Below are 2,101 nucleotides of genomic sequence, written 5' to 3'. Positions count from 1 at the left end.
TCCGCAACAAACAGCACAAGCCATCCTGAACCTGATCAACGATCCTGAGGGACGCAAAAAACTGGAAGCCCAAGCCTATGAGAATGCGAAAACCCATCAAACCTGGGAAAAGGTGGGCGCGCGTTATGTTGCAGTATTTGAGGAAATCCTCACGCAGGTGAACCAGGGAAAACCATGAAATTATTGATCATTTCCCACACCCCCCATTATGAACAAGGGGAACAAATTGTTGGCTGGGGCTCCACCGTGCGGGAGATTGACCAGCTGGCAACGCTATTTGATCAAATTGTGCACCTGGCGCCGTTGCACCCAGGTCCCCCACCTGGGAGCTCCCTGCCTTATCAAGCCCCCAATTTTCAACTTCACCCGGTCAGATCGGCTGGCGGCAATTCTCTATGGGAAAAGTTGAGCATTCTAGCTCGAATACCCCTTTGGTTGTTTGCCATGAAAGCGGAGATGCAGGCCGCCGATGCCCTCCACATCCGCTGCCCTGCCGGCATCAGCCTGGTGGGGCTTTTAGCGGCGAGGTTATGGGCAAAGGGCAAACCGACCTGGGTGAAATATGCGGGAAACTGGGAAAGTTACAAAGGTCAAGCCTCTTCTTATAAATTCCAACGTTGGTTTGTGAACAAAAATCATCATAAAGGCGTGGTCACCATTAATGGCAAATGGAAAGGGCAACCAGAACATGTCCTTACTTTTCATAACCCCTCCTTTTCAGAAATTGAATTGATTAAGGCAAGAGAAAAAAGTAAGGATAAAAATCTTGCTTACCCCCTACAATTGCTCTTCGTTGGCCGCTTGAGTCGAGCCAAAGGAGTTCATAGGGTGCTTCAAATTGTAAAAAGACTTCATGAAATCGGGGTTGATTTTCAATTAACCCTGGTTGGTGGCGGCTCTGAACGGTCCGAGTTTGAAAGTTTCGTTCAACTACAGGGATTGGATCACAAGGTAATGTTCACAGGATGGCAACCGATGAGCACTCTTGGAAAATATTACCAAACTGCTCATTTTTTAATCTTTCCATCTTCCTCAGAAGGCTGGCCAAAGGTACTCAGCGAAGCGATGGCCTATGGCGTGGTCCCCTTGGCTAGTACCGTGTCGAGTATTCCGCAAATATTGGAAGAAACTGGGGCAGGGATGGCCATTCACTCCGACGATATCGAAGCTTACATCCAGGCGATTTTACAGTATACTCAGAACGTCACAGCCTGGCAGGGTGCCAGTCAAAATGGCCAGAAGGCAGCCACCCGTTTCACTTACGAACACTATCTTTCGGATGTATGGAGAATGTTTCACAGATTTTGGCAGATTAACCTAAACCATGGATAAACCGCAAAATTCACCTTACTCAAATATCTCCAGAAGTAAAACTTATTCTAAGTTTGGACCAATGAGCCCAACCTTGAAAATTATTCTGTTGATAGCCTTGCATGTGGCATTAGCCTTAGCAATGCGCAGTATTACACTTCTTGCAACCCTGCATGCACTGATTGTTTTTGTAATCGGTGCATGGAAGGCGATCACTGCGGAGGATATCAAAGACGTCGTCCCGGTTGTCGCCTATATCACCGGGGCAGAAGTTTTATGGCGCATGACTCGAGCGGGTGTTTTTTGGGAGTTTGGAAAATACGCCACCATCGCCATCTTGATCCTGGCATTGTTGAAAAAGCGCAAAATCAAGGGCGTTGGTGTCCCCATCCTATTTTTTATTTTCCTCGCCCCCTCAATTTTGCTCACAGTGGATGCCTTTGGCTTGAATGAGCGCAGTCGAGCGCTCATCAGCTTCAATTTATCCGGCCCCCTGGCTGTGAGTGTATGCCTTTTGTTCTTCCAGCAGTTCAAAATAAAAGTATCCGAATTGCAGGATTGGGTTTGGCCCATGGTCTATCCCATCCTTGGGGTTCTGACCCTGGCCGCTTATAGCACCCTCACTGCAACAGAAATTAATTTCGGAACCGAGTCCGTTTTTATTACCAGCGGTGGTTTTGGCCCCAACCAGGTCTCTGCTGCCCTGGGGTTGGGTGCGCTCATGTTGGTCATGTGGGCTATCACTGCAGAAAAACAGGGCGGCCGGTCCCTGGCATTGCTTTTAGCGATG

The 2,101-nt window shown here is 48.4% G+C and carries 2 protein-coding genes; both read left to right on the top strand.

Annotated features, from left to right (window positions below; all coding sequences use genetic code 11):
- Positions 1-174: 174 nt before the first annotated feature.
- The gene (locus V2I46_03800; GenBank protein ID MEE4176614.1) at positions 175-1,332 is read left to right on the top strand and encodes a glycosyltransferase; all 1,158 of its coding nucleotides are present in this window, start codon (positions 175-177) and stop codon (positions 1,330-1,332) included.
- Positions 1,325-2,101: hypothetical protein (locus tag V2I46_03795; GenBank protein MEE4176613.1), on the top strand; the 777-nt coding region annotated here is incomplete at its 3' end. The genes V2I46_03800 and V2I46_03795, both read left to right, overlap by 8 nt.

Source organism: Bacteroides sp. (assembly GCA_036351255.1).
Lineage (GTDB): Bacteria > Bacteroidota > Bacteroidia > Bacteroidales > UBA7960 > UBA7960.
Note: the sequence above shows the minus strand (reverse complement) of the source record. Positions and strands in the feature narration are given on the sequence as shown.